The following is a 15,303-nucleotide window of genomic DNA, read 5'->3' on the forward strand; positions in this document are numbered from 1 at the left end:
GTTTTTTTTATGCAAGAAACATGACTGAGTAAAAATCTGGAATGTAGATTTTTATAAATAAACAAAACAAATTGATTTAATTGCTTGTATAACAATATATTGTATTTGGAAACGTAGTTATTAATAGATATATTTAATAAGCATAATAATTATCATTAATTATCTAAAACAATACCCCATGAAAAATAGAATCCGCACCACCAACAGATTAAACGTGTCTATTACAAAAAAGGTTATTGAGCTGCAAGAACAAGGTTACGACTGTGATTTTCTTCTGTTGGCTAACGGAAGTTTGCAGTGCATGCAAACTAACTTAAATTATCCGGTGAGTACGGTAGCTATTAAAGAGAGAGAACATGGCTACGACTTCTTCAGTCATTCGTACAAACATGTGCATACCATAGAAACTGGGAATGGAGAACGGGGAGTATTACTTACCGAAAAGATATTTTAACTAACCAACTTTATACTCTTCTAATTTAATCGTGTTCTACGGTTCAGGTTTACTGTATTTTAATAGGATCATTTATTTACATGGTCTAAATTAAACTATCAATATCGACGTTACATTTTGTTGATCTTGGCAAAAACTTTTCTTTCTTCTTTTTGTTTAGATTTTATTAGATATATTTAAACAAAAATAATGACTTACGCTATTTCAGATCTTGAACAGCTTTCTGGCATTCGTTCTCATACCATTAGGATCTGGGAGCAAAGGTACAATGCGCTGAGTCCGATGCGATCTCAAGGCAATACCCGTTTATATGATGATAAACAGCTTAGAAGACTATTAAACATTGTAAGTTTAAATAAAAGTGGTTTAAAAATTTCTAAACTTTGCCGTCTCTCAGATGAGGCGATTGATAAACTTCTTGATCAGCAGTTTTCTTATCCCGCTGATGATGAGCAGGCAGATTATTATGTTTCTCAACTGATTAGGCATGGTTTGGCTTTTGATGAGCGCTCTTTTAATCAGTTAATTGATCAGGGCATTGATCAGTTGGGCCTTTCTGACTGTTACCGGAAAATTATGTATCCATTGCTGGTCCGTTTGGGATTAATGTGGCGAAAAGACGATATTTGTCCGGCTCACGAGCATTTTTTATCAAATATTATCCGTCAAAAAATATTTACGCATATCGATAATCTTCCACCAACAAGGCATTCAGACAAAAGCTGGCTGCTTTTTTTACCAGAGGATGAGGATCATGATATTGGGCTGCTTTTTGCCAGTTATATGCTGAGGATGCATCATCATCAGGTTATTTTTTTAGGTAGCAAAGTTCCATTGGATTCAATTAAGCGCATATTTTCCACATTGAATGTAGGTCATGTTTTGCTTTTTATGATAAAATCGAGACTGGCGGCTGCAGCCCAAAAATATATCGATCAATTGTCTGAAATATGTTCATCCACTAAAATCCATCTTGCCGGAAATAGCCAGGTTATCGGTAAACTAAACAACATCGATCACATCAACTGGATTAAAACGCTTGATGAATTTGAAAAAATAATACATTACCCTGTTTTACATGAAAGAAATTTTTGATCAACTATCTGCCGATTGTAGCCGGCTTACCACTAAGTTGTATAGTACCAGCTTTTCTTATGGTATTTATTTTCTTGGAAAAGAACTACGCCAACCTATACACGCTATTTACGGGTTTGTACGTTTAGCGGACGAAATTGTGGATAGCTTTCATCATTATAACAAGAAATTTTTATTAGAGAAATTTAAGGAGGATACTTTCGAAGCTATTAAGTTGGGCATTAGTTTAAACCCTATTTTAAATTCATTTCAGAAAGTTGTAAATAAATATCGGATAGATCAGGAACTGATTGTTCTTTTTCTTCGCAGCATGGAAATGGATCTTTCAATACAAAAATATACTTCCGAACTTTACAACGAATATATTTTAGGCTCTGCAGAAGTAGTAGGATTGATGTGCTTAAGAGTTTTTACCCACGGTAACGATGCAGATTACGAGCAATTGAAGCCCTATGCCATGAAATTAGGCGCCGTATTTCAAAAGGTTAATTTTTTGAGAGATGTTAAGGCTGATCATCAAATACTTAGCCGAAACTATTTTCCGAATGTTAATTTGGCCTTGTTCTGCGATCGTCAAAAAAAAGAAATAGAAGCAGAAATCGAGGCAGAATTTGATATTGCTTTAGCCGGTATTAAGCTATTGCCTACAGCTTCCAGAAATGGCGTATATTTGTCCTATATCTATTATAAAAAATTATTCACAAAGATAAAGCGCTTAAGTGCTGAAAAAATTATGACTGAACGGATAAGAATTTCGAACACCCATAAAATTGGTTTAATGTTTGATTCGATTATCCGCAATAAGTTAAATGTAATTTAAATGGAAGAGCAAGTTATTCTGGTTGATCAGGAGGATGTGCCGAAAGGGCAGATGGATAAAATGGAAGCACACGAAAAGGGTATATTACACCGTGCTTTTTCTGTTTTCATTTTTAATTCCAAGCGAGAATTATTACTGCAACAAAGAGCAATAAGCAAATATCATTCGGGGGGCTTATGGACAAATACCTGCTGCAGCCATCCTCGGATTGGAGAAAGTAATATCCACGCAGCTAAAAGGAGGTTAATGGAAGAAATGGGGATGGAGTGCGAATTAAATTATCTCTTTAAATTTACCTATAAAGCAATATTTGAAGATGGCTTAACGGAACACGAGATAGACCATGTTTTTTTTGGTATGAGTGATAAATTACCTGTTATCAATCCTGATGAAGTAGAAACCTTTAAGTATATGGATTTGGAAACGTTGGCGCAGGATATTGCAGTTAATCCGGGTGCCTATACGCCGTGGTTAAGAATCTGTTTAGATAAGGTTGTTATGCATGCATCAACCGCTAGAACAAAAAACGGGCATACAGCCTAAGCCGTATACCCGTATCTAAATTAACGCTCTCGAGGACAAATATAGGACTTGTTTAGAAAATTCCTAAAAGTTTAACATTTCTTTTACTTTAAGATTATAGTTTGAACTTTGAGGTTATGTTGGTCTTTAAATTAAGATATTAGTATATAGGTATTTATGTGTTTTGACAGAAATAAACACCAAGAATATTTTTTTTCTCAATCATATCGTTTTATGATATTTGTTACAGTTTTATGTTTATCAAGTTGTTTTTCGATGGCAAAAGTTGATGGAGCGAGCTTATTTGTCTTCCTCTAGTTTCTGGAATTCAAATTTATCTTTAATGTATCGGTTAAAGTATCTTCCTTTCGATCCGGAAGCCTTTAACATCTTATACATCTTTTCAGGAACATTTTTGTACAGGTAAATCATATTGGTTACGAAAATGATTTTCAATACTTTAGCTGCTACATCATAACTGAAATATTTAATTACCGATGATGGCATAATCTTCAAGTTTGTGTCTTAAAAAAAAACACCTGCTGCCTAAAAATAGTTTTAATCATTTTTTAGTTCCGATTCTTCTCTGGCTACCTTAATCTTTTCTTTTTTAAGATCAATCCTGATGATATTGTACAAACTCATGTAAACATTAGCAATCCACACCACGGAAAAGAAAGAAATAATGTAACCACGCCAGTCTGGATAAATTAAAGTAAATTTGGTAATGAAAAGCAGCAGTGCGGTTACATAATGGCTGAAACAATATTCGCAAGTGAAAACATAGAAAAACTTACGTTTAACCAGCTTATTACAATTCTTCGAACGGTCAATACAGAATTCGCGCGCCTCTCTAAATATTTCCTCTTTTGTAACAGTCCATGCAATACAGGCTACTGGCAGTGCCATAATGAAGAGATAATAAATATGTACTTCCATTTTAATCAAATTCTGGTATAAGTACAACCTTAAAGCCTTGAAAATGTTTAAGTAAGCAATAAACATTTTGATTATATTTATGTTAGTTAAAGTATAGGTAATTATTTGTTTTATGGAAAGATCAGAAATCATATCTCTACTTGAGGTAATCAATCAACAGGTTAGTTCTTCGGTTTTAGGTGGGATGGAAGAAGAGTACGAAGAATTAGAAAGTATGGGCCTAATTAAAATTAACCGCGATTCGGTACAATGGTCATCATCTATGACTCCTGCCGGAAATGCTTATTTGGGGCACGATTAGTTGAGTTATCATTAGCAATAAAACACTATTGTTATTTGGAAAGCAGTTAGGGTAGTCCCGCCCGTTTCTGCCCGATGCATTTCACTATGGTCGGTACTATGTCAGTTTACTGTCCCATCGTACAATCCATTCTGTGTTTCCGTGGCAAGAAATGCTCCAACCAATTTGATTACATTTACCCTTAAGACTAAATTGGACCAATTTATTGTTGGAATTCTGCTAAATTTGCAGCAAGTTTGGAATTGTGCCTAAATAAAATAAACGGCCATTCCAGCTGCAGATATGAACGATTTACAACTTAGAACGGTAAATGTAACCAGATATGTTACGCCTTTGCGCGAAGGTGGCTCTATGCCCGCCATTGCAGAGGCTGATGATAACTTTTTATATGTACTGAAATTTAGAGGAGCAGGACAGGGCACCCGGGCTTTAATTGCCGAGCTAATCGGTGGTGAAATAGCCCGATATTTAGGTTTACGTGTACCCGAGTTGGTTTTTGCCAATTTGGATGAAGCTTTTGGGAGAACAGAGCCCGATGAAGAAATTCAAGATCTGCTAAAAGCCAGCGTAGGTTTAAATTTGGCACTACATTATTTATCAGGGGCGATAACATTCGATCCAACAGTAACTACTGTAGATGCTAAACTTGCGTCGCAGATTGTATGGCTTGATTGTTTTTTAACCAATATGGACCGTACCTGCAGAAATACCAATATGTTACTGTGGCATAAAGAACTTTGGTTAATAGATCATGGTGCTGCATTATATTTTCATCATTCCTGGCAAAATTGGGAAGAGCAGGCTGTTAAACCTTTCTTTTTGGTGAAAGACCATGTATTATTGCCATGGGCCTCTGAACTGGAAAGTGTAAATGAAGAATTCAGCAGATTACTCAGTCCCGAAAAGATAGCAGCGGTAATTAATTTAATTCCTGATGACTGGCTGGAAAGCGAAACAAACTTTGATAGCAAAACGGAGCACCGCAATGCCTATACACATTTCCTTACTACCAGGTTAACTCATTCAACTATATTTTTAAAAGAAGCGCAGCATGCAAGGGAAATTCTTATTTGAGTACGCTGTGATTCGCGTAATGCCCAGGGTAGAACGTGAGGAATTTATTAATGTGGGCATTATTTTGTTTTGCGCCAAGCAAAAGTTTTTAAAAAGTGTTTTTGCACTGGATGAGAAAAGAATAAAGGCTTTTTCTACTGAAGTAGATTTAGCTGAGTTAAAAGAAAACTTATGCGCTTTTGAAAGAATAAGTACGGCCGCAAAAGGATCTGGTCCCATTGGTCAATACGATCAGGCTTCTCGGTTTAGGTGGCTTACAGCAACAAGAAGTACTGTAGTGCAATGCTCAAAAGTACACCCTGGTTTTTGTGATGATGCCGAAGAGACTATGTTGAGGTTGCACCAAGAGCTCGTTTTGTAGCGCTATTTGCAGGCGCATAGCGTTTGATTTACTTTAAACACTCCATCAATTTAACAATCAAGCAATACAACAATTAACCACCTAACTTTGCCAAAAGAATATTTTAAAAAACTTCAAGATCTGCTCGATACCGAGCGCAACGAAGATTTACAATCGTACTTAAAACTTACTGAAAATACTTCAGCTGCCGATAGGAGGGCATTGGGTTTAACCTGGTACCCGATTGCCATCAGGAATACTGAAATAGGCCGTGGCGATTATTTAACGGTAGAGTTAGAAAGGACTACCCACCAGGATTTTTCTCATCAGTTCCGTTTTGGTTCTGCCGTGGTATTATTTTCCAATCACGATGCCAAAGAAGACCGCGTAGAGGGAATCATAAACCATCAAAGTGGTAGCAGGATGAAAATCAGCTTCCGTATTGATGAATTGCCCGATTGGACAAGAGACGGTAAACTCGGCGTAGATTTACTTTTTGATAATAACAGCTATGATGAGATGCAGAATGCGCTTAAGCAGGCCTCGTATTTAGCTGAAAATGAATCAGAAAATAAACTGATCCGTATTTTAACAAAAGGAGAAAAACCATCATTTCAAGGTGAAGAGAAATTTATCATTCCCAATACACTAAACGATTCACAGCAATTAGCAGTGAATAAAATTATAGCGGCTGATGACCTGGCTGTGGTTCATGGTCCTCCAGGCACCGGAAAAACAACAACGCTTGTGCACGCTATAAAATCGTTAGTTAAGCACAGCGATCAAAAAATCCTGGTGGTGGCACCGAGTAATACCGCTGTTGATTTACTTACGGAGAAGTTAGCTGCCGAAGGGCTAAAAGTAATCCGTGTGGGTAACCCAGCAAGGGTTTCTGAAAAGTTGCTTGCGGCGACTCTTGATCATCAAATGGCGGATCATCCGGAGATGAAAACGATTAAAGCTTTAAAAAAACAGGCCAGTGAATATAAAAATATGGCCCACAAATACAAGCGAAGTTTTGGTAAAGCAGAACGCGAGCAACGTAAGGCCTTGTTTGATGAAGCGCATAAAATTGGAAAGGAAGTAGAAAAAACGGAGCAGTACATTATGGATAATCTGTTTACCAAAGCACAGATTATTACCGCCACCTTAGTAGGAGCCAACCACTATACTGTTAGGAATTTAAAATATAATACCATTGTAATTGATGAGGCGGGCCAGGCTTTGGAACCAGCTTGCTGGATACCGATTTTAAAAGCGCAGAAAGTAATATTGGCTGGTGATCATTTTCAACTTTCGCCAACCATAAAATCAAATGAAGCAGCAAGAAATGGGTTAAGTAATACTTTACTGGAGAAAACGGTAAATCTTCATCCAGAGTCGGTTGTGTTGTTAAAAGAGCAATACAGAATGAATAAAGATATTATGGGTTACTCATCTCGGGTATTTTATAAAAATGAGCTGCAGGCCCATGATTCTGTTGCCGATCATTTATTGTTTACTAGCGATCAACCGATTCAATTTATCGATACGGCAGGCTGTAGTTTCGACGAAAAATTAGACGGGACCAGTACAACCAATCCTGATGAAGCTGCATTTTTGGTCAAACATTTAACGCATTTGGTTGCTTGTTTGGCAGATCAAACCTTAACAGAAAGCTTTCCATCTATTGCTATTGTTTCGCCATATAAACAGCAGGTTCAGATCTTAAATGCCCTAGTTCAGGAAAATGAAATTTTAACACCTTATCGCAATAAAATTGCAGTAAATACCATTGATAGCTTTCAAGGTCAGGAACGCGATGTGGTATATATTAGCCTCACCAGGAGTAATGGGGATGGAAGTATCGGGTTTTTATCGGATACGAGGAGAATGAATGTGGCCATGACTAGGGCAAGGAAAAAGCTGGTTGTTATTGGCGATAGCGCTACATTATCGAAATCTAATTTTTATGCTGAATTTATCCAGTATGCAGAACAATTGAATGCCTACCACAGCGCCTGGGAATTTATGGAGTTGTAACCACAAATGGTTGCTTTTTATATCTGCTTCACATTATATGACGCAAGTTGATGCTAAACTTTTTCCAGTTTCTTTTCTTCTTCAAGCTTACCCGATATACTTGCCCCTGCAATTAATAGTTCGTGCGTAATGGTTTTAGTATATTCTGTAATTTCGGATTTAAAATCTTTTACTGATGAACCCGAACGGATTTCTTCCAATCTTTTTTCCCACTGTCCGGTAAGTTCAGCCTGCGCAATCTGTTTATCCTTAACCACTTCGTAAACAGCCAAACCTTTATTGGTAGGTACAAGACTCCGCTTTTCTCTTGTAATATATTCCCTGGTAATTAAGGTTTCGATAATGGATGCACGTGTTGCTGGTGTACCTAAACCGCTATCTTTCATGGCATAACGTAATTCTTCGTCTTCAATCTCTTTACCACAGGTTTCGAGTGCTTTTAATAGCGAAGCCTCGTTGTACATTGGCTTAGGTTTAGTTTGTTTTTCTAAAAGAGATTTTTCTGTTATAGGTAATTGTTCTCCAACCGCAACCTTTGGTAGAGCTGCGTTGTCTTCATCTTTTTTATCGTCTTCAGGGTCGTTAAAAACAGCACGCCAGCCTGCAGAGCGGATTACCGTTCCATTGGCCACAAAAGTAACTCCCGATTGAATGGTTATTTTGGTTAACTCCTTAATACATTCTTGGTGAAATGCCTCAATCATTCGCCCAACAACCATATCATACACGGCTTGTTTATCCGGGCTCAATCCATAAGCCTGTTCGCCGGTAGGTAAAACCGCATGGTGATCGGTTACTTTTTTAGCGTTAACACTTCGCTTATTTAAAGTAATGGTTTGCAAAAACTGCGCTTGTTTTCCAAAATCAGCATGATCGGTAAATTTTGCAATCAAATCTGGAACGCCAGCAAAAATATCATCACCAATATAGCGCGATCCGGTACGGGGATAAGAAACCAATTTACTCTCGTATAGGTTCTGCAAGATGTTAAGTGTTTGATCGGCAGTGTACCCTTTTTTCTTATTGGCTTCTTGCTGCAAACTGCTTAAGTCATGCAATAACGGAGGCGGTTCTTTTCTTGGTTTAGCTTCTACAGCTGTGATGTTCCCGCCCGTTGGAAAGCCAGAAGCCACGTCCTCAACAAGTGCAAATAACTTTTCTACCTCTTCCTTTTCTTTATAATTAGCGGTTGATATAGCTTTAAAAACCTGTTCATCTTTAGAAAGTAAAATACTGATCTGATAATAGGTTTGAGGAACGAAATTTTTAATCTCCAAAAAACGGGCACAGATCATGGCCAGGGTAGGTGTTTGTACGCGACCTAACGAAAGAACTGTTCTGTTACCTGCCGAAATACTGAGAGCCTGTGTGGCGTTCATTCCCACCAGCCAATCTGATTCTGAACGGCAATGGGCCGAATTGAACAAAGTATCGTAATCTGTTCCGGGTTTTAAGTTTCTGAATCCATCTTTTATAGCTTCATCTGTTTGTGAGGAGATCCAGAGGCGTTTAAATGGTTTTTTGCATTTCAGGTAATAATAAATGTACCTGAAAATTAATTCACCCTCACGCCCCGCATCCGTTGCCACAATAATTTCGCTCGCCTCATCAAAAAGTTTTTTTATGGTGTCTAATTGTTTGCGCACAGCCGGATCTTCTACAAAACCATCTTTTGTTTTAATCTTTCTGACAGCAAGTTTAAACTTTTGCGGCAGCATGGGTAAATGTTGCTTCCTCCAGCCGATAAAGCCATAATCCTGAGGTGGAGCCAATTGTAATAAATGCCCGAATGCCCAGGTAAAAGAATATCCTTTACCTTCAATGTATCCATCTTTTCTGGTGGTTGCTCCGAAAACTTTAGCAAGTTCACGACCAACAGAGGGCTTTTCTGCAATTACAATCTTCATGAATGGGCTTATCTTTTCAACCCCAAAGATGATTAAAATATTGGCAACCGATTAAAAAAATTACTCACAATGCTACTTAACATTCGTTTTGGCAAACAATTATCAGATAACTTTGTCCATCATTTGTATCTGGAATTTTTATATCGGATTGATTAACAATTCGGTAATCTCTCTATCTAATGGCTACACCTGATTTTTAATGAATGGATAAAATTTATGAACTGGAAGGCAATAAAATTAAAGTAGGACTCGAACCGCAATTAATCCGCGTATATAGTAATGCCCAACTTTGGGCTTATCTTGATGGAAAAGCAGAGGCAAGGTTTGAGCTGATGGTAAATACAATTAAAGCCGATTATGAACAGCATTTTGGCAAAGAACTGGCTATTTCTAACGCTTCGCTTATGGTAGAAATTCTGGTACATGTGTACTGCGATTATCTGGGACTATCTTTCAATCGCATTGTACGGATAAAATGGATTCAGGCTTTGGTTAAAAAACTGCTTAAACGTGCCGAAGTTGTAGATTGCGGCGAAAAAGAGGTAGATAGTAACCGTTGGGTTTGGGATTTACTGGCCAGTAGCAAATCAATCTTTATCTGGATCTTACCTAAAAACCTAAACGCGAAAAATATTAAGCGCCATTAATCCATTTGTGCTGCCAAAATCTGTTCCTGATTTAATACGACACTTGCAGCCAGTGTTTCATTTAAAAATGATGAACTGTATTGCTGCTCTGAATTATTGATAAATAGCACCGTCCGATCTGAAATGGTATTGATCACTTGATCTGCCAACTTAGCTGGAACGGCAGGGCAACCCTGGCTTCTGCCCAGTCTACCCAATTCATCTATACTTTTCTGACTTACATAACTTGCTCCATGAACCACAATTGATCTTTCTCTGGCATTGCTGTTAAAACCTTGGTCCATGCCATCCAATTTAAGCGAACGACCATGTTTACCATTATAAATTTCGCCGGTTAAATAGAAGCCCAAACTGCTCTTGTTTGAGTTTATATTATTCGAGAATGATGAGGGTTTATCGCCACCACTGTTTTGTCCATGTGCTACCCAAGTATTTAAGAGTAGCTTTTTATTGGCTATATCGATTATATACAGCCGTTTTTTAGTGCTTTCCTGATCGAAATCTGCAATTGTTAAAATAGGCTTGGCATGTAATAAACCAGAATATTTCATGTTATAAAACCCAGTTAATGCCTTTTCGAAAACCCGTTCATTTAATCCTGCAGAATCTAAATGAACTTCGTGATATATATTTAAGATGTATTGATTGTATAGACTGTCTGCTGCTATGTTTTTAATCGTATCTTGTTGTGTTTGGGGGCGATCTATCGCTTTCCAACTTGTTCCGACAATGCTCATACCCACTAAAAAAATCGTAGCAATGTCCAGGATGTATTTCTTCATTCAGTATGGTTTGATTTGATATTGAGTTATTTATACGGTTGTTTAGCCCAGATGTTGCCCAAATCGTATTATTGACTTCGGATATGCTGTTGGTTTTACACTCCCGTGACTTAAAACAGAATAATATAGCCTTTGTGAATTAAAACAGGCAACTTAATTATTTTGCAATAGGTCTATGAATGCAACAAGCCTCTTAAATATAATCAGCCATATTGATTTTAATTTGTGATCACAAATTATCGATTTTTCTTTAAATCTATTTGTCTATTTTTGTCACAAAAATTAGATAAAATGCCAAACGACGAAAATGATTATTCTTTCTGGACCAAATATAAGAAATTTGCCTCAACAGAAATTTTGATGTACCTGATCATGATTATCGGCATTGGCCTCGGGATTATTTTTTTAAGCTAAGGGCTAATTTTAGATAATCTGCTGAGTTTACGTCGTTTATAAATTTAGAAAATTCGGAGTATTGTTCTGCTGGGAACGTACCGTCATTTAAAACAAATTTTCGGTGATAGGTTAATTTGTTCCCTTCTAAACTTGTTTTACAAGTGTACTCGCCAAATACACTTTTAAAAGTTTTATTTTGCCCGATAATTAATTCTGAATTTACATTATCTGGAAGGGTATAAATAATTGTATCTTCATCGGTATAACCACGGTTAATGTAAACTGGTAGTGTTCTGTTTTTTATTTCGGGGATTGATCGTTTTACGTTAAAAGCATTGAGCTGTAAAAACATCTTATTCCCGTTAACTGGTGCATAATTTCTGATGTTTACAGTTATATCTTCGATTAATTTAGGATTAATGTCTTTTTTTTGAGCGAAGGAAACCGCTTCAAAATTGATATTATCGATATTATATGTTTCTTTTAATAATTTATGCTGCTCGGTTATTGATTTACCAATCAAGGATTCCTGATTTTCATATTGTGAACCAGCATAAACGGTATTCATTTTTCCAGATACACTGCCGTCTAACTGAAGAGTTAAATTGGCCTTACGTATCTGCAGGTTCTCAGCAGTTGTTAGTTTTGGTGTATGTAATAGTTTTCCGCCATCGGCAGTGCAGGCCAGAACCAGTCTATCATCAGTAAAATCGCTTAAAAAACCAAATGGGATTTTTTGGCTGGTGCATTCTAACCAGGTTGTATCACCCTTTAACGGCATACACAGGATAATATGGTTGCCTTGCACCATACTGGCGTATTTTGGATCCATACTTTTCTTTTCAGAACCAGCTGATACTACACAGTAATAAGAATCTATATTTGCTGCACTGAGCAGGCTTTGCATATAGTTTACCAAGGCTTTACAGTCGCCATAGCCCAATCGGTCTACTTCGCTGGCTGCAATGGGCTGAAAACCACCAATACCGATCTGGACGCTAATATACCGTGTTTTATCCTGTAGGTACTGATAGATTTTTCTGGCTTTCTCCTTATCTGTTTTTTCATTTTTTACCAGATCTTTAACCATTTCAATAGTGCTGGTTGGCAAGGCTTTGCGTTCTGCTAACAAATCGTCGTATATCCATTTGCCCAATTCTTGCCAATTGGTATAATTACCTTTATGGTTGTAATAATAAAATTCCTGGGGAGCTATCTGGATGTTAGTGGCATAAGTTTGGTGTGCAGGGCTGTAAGGCTCAGTTCTAACCGCTAAAATATTGTCGACTTTCCATATGGTTTTTTTCTGCTTTTCATCAGTTAGTACTTCAGGAGCGCCCTTGTAATTCTGGCTTTTTATCCTCACCTGATCGGTAGGTTTACAAATAAAGGTATAAGTACTTTTTTCCACCGAGACATCATCTGCTGGTTTCGGGTTCCAATCGGGGATGATCAGGTTTTGTTTATTTCTGATTTCGTAATTATAAACCAAGGTGTAAGGATATTGGTTTACCGAGGGTAGATAATGTTTTACGCGGCTATCAACAAAAAGCGAAAATCCATCGGCAGCGCTCACATCGGCAAAATCATTTTGAGAGAATTTATTGATCAGTTTACCTACACTATTGTAAACTTCTCCCTTTATGCTTTTAATTGAAATGTTTTTATCGTAGTAGATTACCAAACGGGCCTCATCTTCTCCATTTTGATTAAAAACTGTAATGGCCTTTTTTACATTGAGCATCACATTGTCAGGGGAGCGCATATCAATGGTTGTTTCCTCATTACGGATACATGCATTGGCCCGGTTGCGCAGGTTAGCTGAAATTAAATCGACATCATAGTTATTTTGCGCAAAGGCAGAAACTGAAACTAAAAACCAAGAAACAACGGTGAATAAGCGTCTCATTTAATTCGCCTTTTTTAATAAAAATTCTGTCTTTTGGTTCTGGATGATCTTACTATAGAATTCCTTTAAATAAAGATATTCTTCTGGCGGATAAATAGCATTATTAAATTGTAAAATCTGACTCATTGAAATGGTATTTTCATTTAAACTAGTTTGCAACAGGTACTTTCCACCCGCATTAGGCAAAGCAATGGCCATATCTTTCGGTTTTTCCAGCAATTGGTATTTTTCGGGTAAAAGTACATTGATGATGATACGCTCGTCGGACGCTGCACCTAAATCAACAGGGTAGGTACGCTCGTTTAAATTAAATGGGTTTTTCGAAATGTTATTAATAAAAAACGGACTAAAATAAAACTGATCCTTATTGGTGCCATCGTTTATTGTAAACTCTACCTCGTATTTTTCTATTAAAGAATTTTCTATACTATCCAAATTTGAAATTTGATGATCCAATATCTTAATCCTGGTTAAGCGCTCATCGAGTTTCTCTACGTACTCATCCGGAGAATTGTATCGAAGAATTTCTTTGCGTTTACCGTATGCTGCATAACCCATGGTATTGGTAGTTAAAGTGCCGATAATTTTTCCATCAGTGGTCATTTTTCCGGTCAGGATATAACTGGTCGTATTTTTTTGGCTGGCTTTTAAATCGATCCAGTAAGATGGTTTTTTTAAATTGATTACCCTTCCTTGGTCGTTAATACAGCGTAACGGTAACAATCCGAAGGGTAGAAGTGGTTCTGTAGCATCCAATAAATAACTTTTATCGGCAATATTTACTTTGGCAACCAAGTAATTAAAATCACTCATTACCGGGTAGAGCTTATTTACAGTGCCATTATCGCGGGTAGAGAGTATAACAGCCTCTGCATCTAAACCAGCTGCAGAAAGCGCTGCAATTAAGCTTAGGTTAACATCGGCCACATTACCAGATCTATTTTCTAGTGCCTTTTTAATGTTGTCTTCTGAATATTTTCCGTAATAATTATTCCATTTGATCTGTTTTTTGATGTAATTATAAATAGATCTTGCTTTGTCTAAATCTGTTGTGCTTCCTTTTGTAATTTCCGGAATGAGGTCTTTAAAAACATCTTTCCTTTTCATCTGATCGCCCAATGTTTTATAAGACGACAGCTCATAATCAATATCTTTCCAGGTTTTGGTATAAGATGTTTTAGCACCATTTAAATTCTGAACATCAGAAAGTTCAAAATAGATGGCCGATTTGAAGTTACTCGGTGCAGTCATGTTATCTTCCTCAATAAATGCCGGAATATCTTTCATCATGTAGTTGATTTTGGAGCAATCGATAGCTACACCCGAAAGCCTTAAACATTCTTTACTCAGTTCTACTTTTTGGTCGGTAAGCTTTTGAAATCCACGTAACGAAACATTATAATTGTAAATGCCCGGAATATAAACTAAATACTCACTAATCACTTTTGGAATGTTGCTTTGAAATTCCCACGTTTTGAAATTAAATAAGTTGGGCGATTTTAACCTATAACTATATTCTATTACAGCGCCTTCTTTGAGATTTGGAAGCGTAAATTTGGTCAGTCTGGTATATTTTGACCGGTTTTCGGTGAAAATCGCTTTTTTATCCATAACTGTTTCTACAAAGTTATTGTTGATATAATTAAAAGTAGAAGCTTTTAAATCATCGATTGTTTCTTCCCGAGATTCGTCTTTATAGGTTGGAATAATAATATTCGCTTCCTTAAAGCCTTCTTTATTATAGATTTTGATTTTTACATGATGCTCAAAAATCAGTTCTAAACTACCTGTATTATCATCTCGTTGAATAGATGCTGTACCAAATTCTTTTAAAACAATAGCATTGGCATTACTGTCTAATTTTTTTCTGTCGAATTGGTAATCGTCATAGGTAATTGCGCCAAATTTAAAGTCTTGAGCATGAGTAGTTAATGATAAAAATAGGAGGGATAATATGGCTAACGTTTTATTCATTTGAGCGTATGTAAATTGTCGCAATTTAATCCTACAAACTAACATTTTAAAATAATTTGACAATTAAATTTATAAATTAATAAAGCTGTTTTACAGAACTAATGAAACCTTTTTAGCACTT

Annotated in this window: 16 protein-coding genes; 10 read left to right on the forward strand and 6 right to left on the reverse strand. The window is 36.7% G+C overall.

Features of this window, described 5'->3' with window-relative positions:
* Positions 1-178 precede the first annotated feature (178 nt).
* The 4 genes from H9N25_RS07455 to idi all read left to right on the forward strand — a co-directional run bounded on the left by H9N25_RS07455 (position 179) and on the right by idi (position 2,912).
* A complete protein-coding gene (locus H9N25_RS07455; RefSeq protein ID WP_167294084.1) occupies positions 179-454 on the forward strand; it encodes a hypothetical protein in 276 nt (91 codons plus the stop codon).
* Positions 455-643: 189 nt separating this feature from the next.
* Positions 644-1,549 (forward strand): MerR family transcriptional regulator, encoded by a 906-nt coding sequence (locus H9N25_RS07460; protein WP_190328454.1) that lies wholly within the window; start codon positions 644-646, stop codon positions 1,547-1,549.
* Positions 1,533-2,369, forward strand: coding sequence for a phytoene/squalene synthase family protein (locus tag H9N25_RS07465; RefSeq protein WP_190328455.1), 837 nt, complete (start codon positions 1,533-1,535; stop codon positions 2,367-2,369). Before H9N25_RS07460 ends, H9N25_RS07465 begins: the two co-directional genes overlap by 17 nt.
* Positions 2,370-2,912, forward strand: coding sequence for an isopentenyl-diphosphate Delta-isomerase (gene idi, locus H9N25_RS07470; protein ID WP_167294087.1), 543 nt, complete (start codon positions 2,370-2,372; stop codon positions 2,910-2,912).
* 279 nt (positions 2,913-3,191) lie between these two features.
* Here the strand turns inward: idi and H9N25_RS07475 are convergent, their stop codons facing one another.
* Positions 3,192-3,398, reverse strand: coding sequence for a KTSC domain-containing protein (locus H9N25_RS07475; RefSeq protein ID WP_190328456.1), 207 nt, complete (start codon positions 3,396-3,398; stop codon positions 3,192-3,194).
* A 51-nt stretch (positions 3,399-3,449) separates the two neighbouring features.
* Positions 3,450-3,830 carry a hypothetical protein gene (locus H9N25_RS07480; protein ID WP_167294089.1) on the reverse strand — a complete coding sequence of 127 codons (381 nt, stop codon included), beginning with the start codon at positions 3,828-3,830 and terminating at the stop codon, positions 3,450-3,452.
* 112 nt (positions 3,831-3,942) lie between these two features.
* On the opposite strand from H9N25_RS07480, the gene H9N25_RS07485 reads away from it, so the two are divergent.
* From H9N25_RS07485 to H9N25_RS07500, 4 genes are all read left to right on the forward strand, one after another.
* Positions 3,943-4,131, forward strand: coding sequence for a hypothetical protein (locus H9N25_RS07485; protein ID WP_167294090.1), 189 nt, complete (start codon positions 3,943-3,945; stop codon positions 4,129-4,131).
* A 282-nt stretch (positions 4,132-4,413) separates the two neighbouring features.
* Entirely contained in the window at positions 4,414-5,205 is a 792-nt protein-coding gene (locus tag H9N25_RS07490; protein ID WP_190328457.1) for a HipA family kinase, read from the forward strand.
* Positions 5,183-5,566: a DUF3037 domain-containing protein gene (locus H9N25_RS07495; RefSeq protein WP_167294091.1), complete on the forward strand. Its 384-nt coding sequence runs from the start codon at positions 5,183-5,185 to the stop codon at positions 5,564-5,566. The genes H9N25_RS07490 and H9N25_RS07495 overlap by 23 nt, the downstream gene beginning before the upstream one ends.
* A gap of 87 nt (positions 5,567-5,653) precedes the next feature.
* A complete protein-coding gene (locus H9N25_RS07500; protein WP_190328458.1) occupies positions 5,654-7,567 on the forward strand; it encodes an AAA domain-containing protein in 1,914 nt (637 codons plus the stop codon).
* 53 nt (positions 7,568-7,620) lie between these two features.
* Here H9N25_RS07500 and H9N25_RS07505 read toward each other — a convergent pair whose 3' ends face one another.
* Positions 7,621-9,474, reverse strand: coding sequence for a DNA topoisomerase 3 (locus H9N25_RS07505; protein ID WP_190328459.1), 1,854 nt, complete (start codon positions 9,472-9,474; stop codon positions 7,621-7,623).
* Between the two features lie 203 nt (positions 9,475-9,677).
* On the opposite strand from H9N25_RS07505, the gene H9N25_RS07510 reads away from it, so the two are divergent.
* A complete protein-coding gene (locus H9N25_RS07510) occupies positions 9,678-10,121 on the forward strand; it encodes a hypothetical protein (RefSeq protein ID WP_190328460.1) in 444 nt (147 codons plus the stop codon).
* Here the strand turns inward: H9N25_RS07510 and H9N25_RS07515 are convergent.
* On the reverse strand, positions 10,118-10,903 hold the full coding sequence (locus H9N25_RS07515) for a murein L,D-transpeptidase catalytic domain family protein (protein ID WP_190328461.1): 786 nt from the start codon (positions 10,901-10,903) through the stop codon (positions 10,118-10,120). The genes H9N25_RS07510 and H9N25_RS07515 overlap by 4 nt on opposite strands.
* Positions 10,904-11,194: 291 nt before the next feature.
* Here H9N25_RS07515 and H9N25_RS24940 point away from each other — a divergent pair, with 291 nt between their 5' ends.
* Positions 11,195-11,317: a hypothetical protein gene (locus H9N25_RS24940; RefSeq protein WP_255524603.1), complete on the forward strand. Its 123-nt coding sequence runs from the start codon at positions 11,195-11,197 to the stop codon at positions 11,315-11,317.
* Here H9N25_RS24940 and H9N25_RS07520 read toward each other — a convergent pair.
* Both H9N25_RS07520 and H9N25_RS07525 read right to left on the reverse strand, forming a co-directional pair.
* Positions 11,301-13,208, reverse strand: coding sequence for a DUF3857 domain-containing protein (locus H9N25_RS07520; protein ID WP_190328462.1), 1,908 nt, complete (start codon positions 13,206-13,208; stop codon positions 11,301-11,303). The genes H9N25_RS24940 and H9N25_RS07520 overlap by 17 nt on opposite strands.
* Positions 13,209-15,182, reverse strand: coding sequence for a DUF3857 domain-containing protein (locus H9N25_RS07525; RefSeq protein WP_190328463.1), 1,974 nt, complete (start codon positions 15,180-15,182; stop codon positions 13,209-13,211).
* Positions 15,183-15,303: the final 121 nt, after the last annotated feature.

Origin of the sequence: Pedobacter riviphilus (genome assembly GCF_014692875.1) — a bacterium.
In the GTDB taxonomy this organism is placed as follows: Bacteria; Bacteroidota; Bacteroidia; order Sphingobacteriales; family Sphingobacteriaceae; genus Pedobacter; species Pedobacter riviphilus.

Bases quoted from the DNA above. Each gene is read 5' to 3' on its own strand.
- H9N25_RS07525 (WP_190328463.1), bottom strand. From the start codon at position 15,182: ATGAATAAAACGTTAGCCATATTATCCCTCCTATTTTTATCATTAACT.
- H9N25_RS07515 (WP_190328461.1), bottom strand. From the start codon at position 10,903: ATGAAGAAATACATCCTGGACATTGCTACGATTTTTTTAGTGGGTATG.
- H9N25_RS07510 (WP_190328460.1), top strand. From the start codon at position 9,678: ATGGATAAAATTTATGAACTGGAAGGCAATAAAATTAAAGTAGGACTC.
- idi (WP_167294087.1), top strand. From the start codon at position 2,370: ATGGAAGAGCAAGTTATTCTGGTTGATCAGGAGGATGTGCCGAAAGGG.
- H9N25_RS07480 (WP_167294089.1), bottom strand. From the start codon at position 3,830: ATGGAAGTACATATTTATTATCTCTTCATTATGGCACTGCCAGTAGCC.
- H9N25_RS07465 (WP_190328455.1), top strand. From the start codon at position 1,533: ATGAAAGAAATTTTTGATCAACTATCTGCCGATTGTAGCCGGCTTACC.
- H9N25_RS07455 (WP_167294084.1), top strand. From the start codon at position 179: ATGAAAAATAGAATCCGCACCACCAACAGATTAAACGTGTCTATTACA.
- H9N25_RS07505 (WP_190328459.1), bottom strand. From the start codon at position 9,474: ATGAAGATTGTAATTGCAGAAAAGCCCTCTGTTGGTCGTGAACTTGCT.
- H9N25_RS07485 (WP_167294090.1), top strand. From the start codon at position 3,943: ATGGAAAGATCAGAAATCATATCTCTACTTGAGGTAATCAATCAACAG.
- H9N25_RS07490 (WP_190328457.1), top strand. From the start codon at position 4,414: ATGAACGATTTACAACTTAGAACGGTAAATGTAACCAGATATGTTACG.
- H9N25_RS07495 (WP_167294091.1), top strand. From the start codon at position 5,183: ATGCAAGGGAAATTCTTATTTGAGTACGCTGTGATTCGCGTAATGCCC.
- H9N25_RS07475 (WP_190328456.1), bottom strand. From the start codon at position 3,398: ATGCCATCATCGGTAATTAAATATTTCAGTTATGATGTAGCAGCTAAA.
- H9N25_RS07520 (WP_190328462.1), bottom strand. From the start codon at position 13,208: ATGAGACGCTTATTCACCGTTGTTTCTTGGTTTTTAGTTTCAGTTTCT.
- H9N25_RS07460 (WP_190328454.1), top strand. From the start codon at position 644: ATGACTTACGCTATTTCAGATCTTGAACAGCTTTCTGGCATTCGTTCT.
- H9N25_RS24940 (WP_255524603.1), top strand. From the start codon at position 11,195: ATGCCAAACGACGAAAATGATTATTCTTTCTGGACCAAATATAAGAAA.